The sequence below is a fragment of the Myxacorys chilensis genome (genome assembly GCF_059505265.1).
The window spans coordinates 1-6,190 of record NZ_JCACKG010000148.1; the positions used below are offsets into that span (position 1 = coordinate 1).

At 51.8% G+C, this 6,190-nt stretch carries 7 protein-coding genes; all 7 read right to left on the reverse strand.

The features are described from left to right. Positions 1-37: 37 nt before the first annotated feature. Positions 38-679, reverse strand: a complete 642-nt coding sequence (locus AC5JLB_RS10705) for a hypothetical protein (protein ID WP_495873819.1) — start codon at positions 677-679, stop codon at positions 38-40. Positions 680-720: 41 nt separating this feature from the next. Continuing rightward, positions 721-1,077, reverse strand: coding sequence for an AraC family transcriptional regulator (locus tag AC5JLB_RS10710; protein ID WP_495873820.1), 357 nt, complete (start codon positions 1,075-1,077; stop codon positions 721-723). Between the two features lie 118 nt (positions 1,078-1,195). Then, positions 1,196-1,753, reverse strand: coding sequence for a DsbA family protein (locus AC5JLB_RS10715; protein ID WP_495873821.1), 558 nt, complete (start codon positions 1,751-1,753; stop codon positions 1,196-1,198). A gap of 604 nt (positions 1,754-2,357) precedes the next feature. Next, positions 2,358-3,311, reverse strand: coding sequence for an NADP-dependent oxidoreductase (locus AC5JLB_RS10720; protein WP_495873822.1), 954 nt, complete (start codon positions 3,309-3,311; stop codon positions 2,358-2,360). A gap of 143 nt (positions 3,312-3,454) precedes the next feature. Then, positions 3,455-3,940: a nuclear transport factor 2 family protein gene (locus tag AC5JLB_RS10725; protein WP_495873823.1), complete on the reverse strand. Its 486-nt coding sequence runs from the start codon at positions 3,938-3,940 to the stop codon at positions 3,455-3,457. A gap of 106 nt (positions 3,941-4,046) precedes the next feature. Beyond that, complete coding sequence (locus tag AC5JLB_RS10730) at positions 4,047-5,558, reverse strand: GMC family oxidoreductase (protein WP_495873824.1); 1,512 nt, start codon at positions 5,556-5,558, stop codon at positions 4,047-4,049. A gap of 4 nt (positions 5,559-5,562) precedes the next feature. Further along, positions 5,563-5,733 carry a hypothetical protein gene (locus AC5JLB_RS10735; protein ID WP_495873825.1) on the reverse strand — a complete coding sequence of 57 codons (171 nt, stop codon included), beginning with the start codon at positions 5,731-5,733 and terminating at the stop codon, positions 5,563-5,565. Between the last annotated feature and the right edge of the window lie 457 nt (positions 5,734-6,190).

Here is a 6,190-nt window from a genome sequence, read left to right on the forward strand (position 1 = left end):
ACGGCTAAACCACAGGGCTGATGATTTCCGGTCTTATTTAATCCACGATCCTAAAGATCACGGCTGGCACGAGTGCCAGAAAGACGCGGTTCGTCCAAACAATGCTCACGCCCTGCACGATGTATCCACGAAAGAAAAGCTCCTCTGTGGTGGTCTGGATCGCAGTGAAAATCAGCGCCAGCGGGACAAAGAGCGCGAACGTTGTGAGGTCGAAGTTAAAGGAAAAGGTGTCGGGATAGAAGAAGTACTGTCCCAGTCCAGCGATCAGCCAGAATGGCACGAACCAAGCCACAAACCCATGACCGACACGTCGCCAGCTAATCTTTTCCCGCGCTGTGACCAGCGTCCGGGGATGACGCTGGTGAATGAGGGTGACGGCGATCAGGATTCCCGCGAGGAAGAACGGAAAACTCGCCATGACCGCAACGAAGCCCCCCACGGGACCGAACGCGGCGTAATCCAGCCGCTTGAACGCCGCAAGCCCCTCCTGACCACTGAGCAAGAACGCGATACGCGGGGCGGCGATGCCGCTGACCACCAGCCCCGCAAAGAGGATGAATACTAATCCCAGAACATACCGCCACCCCCGATGCTTACCCCACCGGGCGGCCTCCACGTAAGTCACATCTTTCACATCTATTCCGATTCCCTGATGTCCTTTAATTGCTTTAAACTTCATCTTTGTCTCCTTGACTCGTGCGTGAATGTAGTGCTTGGACGTTAGCGAATCTGTTTTGGGGTCATTCCCGTAATGCGCTTGAATTGTTGCGTCAGATGACTTTGGTTGGAGAAGCCGACTTGTAGAGCAATGTCTGCGATCGCAAAATCCGTCTTCTTCAACATTACTTTTGCTCGTTCCACGCGCTGTTTAATCACGTACTGATGGGGCGAAATCCCCGTTGCTTGCTTAAACAAACTCGCAAAATAAGTCGAACTAACGTTGATCACTTCTGCAAGTTCAGCCAGTGATAATTCTCGATCGAGGTGAGTCTGAATATAGTCAAGTAATTGCTGCAATCGGGTGTGCGTTAAGCCTTTATAATTGGCTTCAATGGTTGGCGTTGTAATTGTTAGCATGGTTCAAAACTTGGCGAGTTTTTCAACAAATCAGGCAAAAACTAGCGATCGCGCATTCGATCGCTGACTAGTACTAACCAACAAGTCAGATATAAATTGAGAGCAAAGATCGGAGAACTTAATGACTTACAGCAATCATGGCTGCCATCAACTCCGTCGTGTTCCAGTGCCCGGTATACCGAATTCCATTGATAAACAAAGCTGGGGCAGTCGTTACTCCGCTCTGTATTCCGCCTTCAATATCTTCATTGATGTGATCGACATGCACTTGTTTAGACAACTCTTTGAGAAATTGAGGAATGTCAAGCCCTAAATCATTGGCGTACTCGACAAGATAACCGTTCTCCAACCTTTGTTGATGGTCAAATAAAGTATCGCTCATTAACCAAAACTTTCCTTGGGCGGCGGCAGCTTCGGCGGCTTGGGCTGCCCGTTGAGCATGGGGATAAATCTGTGTTTGTGGAAAATGACGGAAGATGAAGCATAAATAATCTTCTCCAAAAGCAGCACTAAGCTCTCGTTTGATCGCTTTAATCAGCTTGTAAACGTCCGCACTTCTAGGGCATTGATAGTCTCCGTACATCACCAGCACGACCTTGGCACTCAGAATACCTTGAATCCAATCTTGAGTTGAAGGTGGTACAAGTAAAGAACTGTGGCTACGATCGTCGCTCATCTTTTTACATTTGTATCAAGCATGGAACCGTGCAATTTACTTGCTCGATCACTTGACTGCATCTCTATTTTCATAAGTTAAATATAGGAGATTATCTTGAAGCCGTCGCCTATAGCAAGTTGAAATTTTTACAGTACAAATTGATGGAGTAAGCCTTCCATCGCGCAGTAGAAGGCTGGTTATAACTTAAGTTAGAATCGGGTGTACTGATTCGTTTGGGGGTATACTTGAACATGTCGCGAATGCTCACGATTCAGTAAATACAATGAATAAAAACAATTCGTCCAGATTAAAATTAACCTGGACGAACTACTCAATTTATAGTTGAACTTTAGTCGCTAGCAGTGTGACCACATCAGCATGCGCTAACACCACATCAGGGTTACGCTGAAGCACCATATCATACTTCACAGCAAAGTCATTTCCAACTTCATCAGGTGTGAGTAGAATCTGAACATCAGCAATGAGAGCAGCGATCGCTCAATGCCCGGACTGGAGTCGATGTGTAGGATATAGGACATGATCATCCTCCGTGTTTGTTGGTTAGCGAATAGGTAATTGAGTTCGTTTTAGGTGAAAGCGATGCCTAGCTGAAGAAAATCTTTTACGCATTCTCTATGATTAGCTTCCGAGTCAAACCAGGCTTTTCATGCAGTCTGTGTGCTTCTGCCGTTTGAGCTAATGAGAATGTCTGCTCAATTCGAGGAGATAAAACACCAAGATTCAACCATTCAACTAGCTTAGACAAGTCAGCTTGATTGGGTTTATTTTCTACCACGATTGGTTTGATGGCTCGATCTTCAGTGTAAGGACCTCCTGGCTTCCACCATTCTGGAAGTACGGTTGTATAAGCTCCACCATTCTTCACGGCACTGAAAGTCTGATGGGCAATGTCTGCTCCAACCAGATCGATCGCCCCATCAACGCCTTCAGGTACTACTTCACGAACAGCATTGTTCAAGCTTTGGTCAACTGGAACCGCCCATTCAACCCCTTGGGTACGTGCTTCTTCTGCTAAGTGAGGTGATATAGGGGAAATCACTTTTAGCCCTAGCTGCCGTGCTATCTGACTAGCAAAGCCGCCCACTGCACCCAGTGGATTATTAATCAGAATCAGTTGTCCAGGTGATAGCGAGAGGGCTTTAACGGCTTGAAGAGCTGTAATACCGGCTAGAGGAATGGCAGCGGCAGTTACAAGGTTGATGGTTTCAGGCAGTTTTACAATCTGTGTTGACGGAACCGCAACGAGTTCTGCATGAGTACCTCTGCCGCTGGAAGGCTGCGTTGAAATCAGTACGACGCGATCGCCTCCAACAAAATCAGTCACACCATCTCCTACATCTTCAACAATTCCTGCGGCATCCCACCCCAAAATCATGGGAAAACGATGTGGTTCACTTGATAAAACACGCCCTTGTCGAACGCCAATATCAATAGGGTTCACGCTGGATGCATAGACTCGTACCAATACTTCGTTAGTACCAGGTACTGGATCAGGCATTTCAGTCAGATATAGAACATCAGGTGTTCCATAATGGTCAAGAACAATAGCTTTCATTGCTTTTTTAGGAATGAGGTGAACGAAGCTTGAGGTAGATAAATACTGACCGTTGAGAGTTGCTTGTTTGTGATGCAGAGTTTATCTGCGGTGGATGATAGACAATGCTATTGGGGAGAAAGGGTTTTAGCAACTCGCCAAGGTCACCAGAACTTTGCGCCGTCTAGGGCGGCCATGAACGCCATCGGGTTCCAGTACTCGCGGTAGGTGACGATTAGCCCGTTCTTGACCGTGACAAACGTGGCGTAGCTCATTTCATAGGGGTTGCCGTTACTGATCACCCGGCCTGAGACGCTCCATTCGGCAATAGCCATGTTGGGGTCATCGGTAGAGTTGATCTTCAGCGTGGGAGTCCGCTGCACGTCAATGACGCTGGGATAGTTCTTCAAATACTCGTAGATAGCCGCTCGGCCCACCAGCTTTCTGGACGCCACGTCGGGCGCGAAGGGGAATTCGACGACGACGTTTTCGTCGCAGAGTTCAGCCCAGCCCTTAATATCTTTGGCTAGGAAAGTGTCCAGACTGCGCTTCAGCAATTGCGCTGCGGTCAGAACCTTGCCAGCCTCTTGCGTGTGTGCGGGTGCGGCGGTGGCGAGCGTGACGTCGCTTGTGAGATGATCTTGTTTCATGTGATTGTGTCCAAGTTGGGGTTGATGATGTTGACTTGCCCCTGCGGCAAATCTCAGAGCTATCGCTCTTTCGAGCGGGGTTGCTTTCACTGATTGCGTACTTCTCTTAGGCCATCCGGGCAGCGATGCTTTCGGCCAGCATCATGGTCGGGAAAGCCGTTGCGACGGAGGGCACGTCAGGCCAGATCGAGGCATCGACGACTCGCAGGCTCTTGACGCCACGAACGTGCCCGTCAATATCCACCACGGCCCCGGCATCGCGCGGTCCGCCCATGGGTACAGTGGAGGTCGGATGCTGATAGCTCTGCACAGAGGTCGCGAGCGCGGCGTTGATCGAAGCGCGGTCGCTCTTTGCCGCGCCCGGCGCCAGTTCTGCACCCACCATATCGGCAAAAGGCTGCTGACGCGCAATGTTCCGGATGACTTCGACACCATCGACCAATCGCTCGCGGTCACCGCTGTCCGTCAGGAAGCCGAGATCGATGATGGGCGCAGCATAGGGATCGCGGCTGGCGATGGTGAGGGAACCCACGGAACGCGGTCTCACGAGCGCAGCGAACAGCAGGAATATCGCGCCGTCGGAAGTCTGCCCATCGTCGGGCAGGGTCGCGGTGCTGATGTTCAGATCTGCCTCGCCGTTCGTCGCGTGGTTGGACGCCGTCCACAGCATTGCGCCGATGGGTGGATACGGAAGGCCTACTGCTTCCTTGCGAATCGACCAGACGGTCGGGACCATCGGGTGATCCTGTAGACGGCGACCGACCGGCAGCTCGGACACGACCGGGATGTCAAGGCCTCGCAGCACCTCAGAGGGGCCAATGCCGGAACGCATCAGGATCGCCGGGCTGACATAGGTGCCCGCTGAAAGGATGATTTCACCGGCTAGGATGATCGCCCCGCCAGCCAGTCGGACGCCTTGGGCCTGGCCATGCTCCACTAACACGGCATCGACCAGCGTCTCGTCGCGGATGGTCAGATTAGGTCGGGCGCGCACCGCATCGCCCAACAAGGTCATTCCTGTGTTAAGCCTCACACCCATGCGGGTATTCATCGCATAGGGACCAACGCCCAGCGGCTGCCCCGTCGTAAAACCCGATGTGCGCTGGTAGCCCGCAGCCAGTGCCGACGCGATGAAGTCGCGATGCTGGTCAGACACTTCTTCATCGCCGAGCTGGTGGATGGGGACGCAGCCGTCGCGGCCGTCGCCGCCAGTGCCGGAGGTACGCTCCAGCGAACGATAGAAGGCCTGCGAGCTTTGCCAGTTCAAGGCGTCGAGGTCATGCGCCTTGGCCCAGCGATCGTGGTCGTATTTCGGCACCCGCATCGCCACTGCACCGTTGATGGCAGACGAGCCACCCAGCACCTTGCCGCGGTTGAGCTGAAGCCTTCTGCCCAGCACACCAGGCTCGCTGTAAAAGCCCCAGTCGTGCTGCGGATCGCCACCCACTAGGTCCTGGCGGCGGACTGGGTCGGGATAGGCGTTTGGGGGATAGGCCTTGCCCGCTTCGATCAGCAAGACACGGCGAGATGGATCAGCACTCAGGCGATTGGCCAGCACTGCGCCGGCGGATCCGCCACCGACGATGATGACGTCAAACATTGTTTGATTTCCTTTCATTTCATTACTCCTGTAAGGTCTTCTCCGCACGGCACATGCCGCGCATTGGGGTGGCATTGGCGCGGAGGACTGGGAGTTCAATGTCACGCACGAGTTGGAAGAGTCCGCTTTGATGATCAATCAGCAGCAGCACGCTGTCATTGGGATCGATCATTGTGTCGATGGTGTTGCTCATGGGTTTGTCTCCTTTTTGATTCAAATTCAATCTAGTAGGGGTAGATTCCCCGCCGCTCTGCGGCGAAGAGGACAAACTGCCATCCGAAGCTTTAGGTTCGGCAGCAGATCCTGTTCCATACCCCGTCTGCTTGCAGCGGGGTTCGTTGATTCAATGTCGTTTTTTCCTAGCTATCTGGGGCGTGTCCAGTTCTAGTACTCAGCTTCTTTCGGAATAAGTTCAATATAGGAGATCGCTTTCAAGCCGTCGTCTATAGTGAGTTAACTCTTTTACAGTACAAATTGATAGAGTAACTATGCGATCGCAAAGTAGAAGGCCGGCTCTAACTCAAGTTAGACTCTCAACTCGAGCGAAAGTACACCCTACAAACTCACGATGCCGCGTTTAACAGCAACAATCACCGCTTGGGTGCGATCGCTGACATCTAACTTATTCAAAATTCGATTGACATGAGATT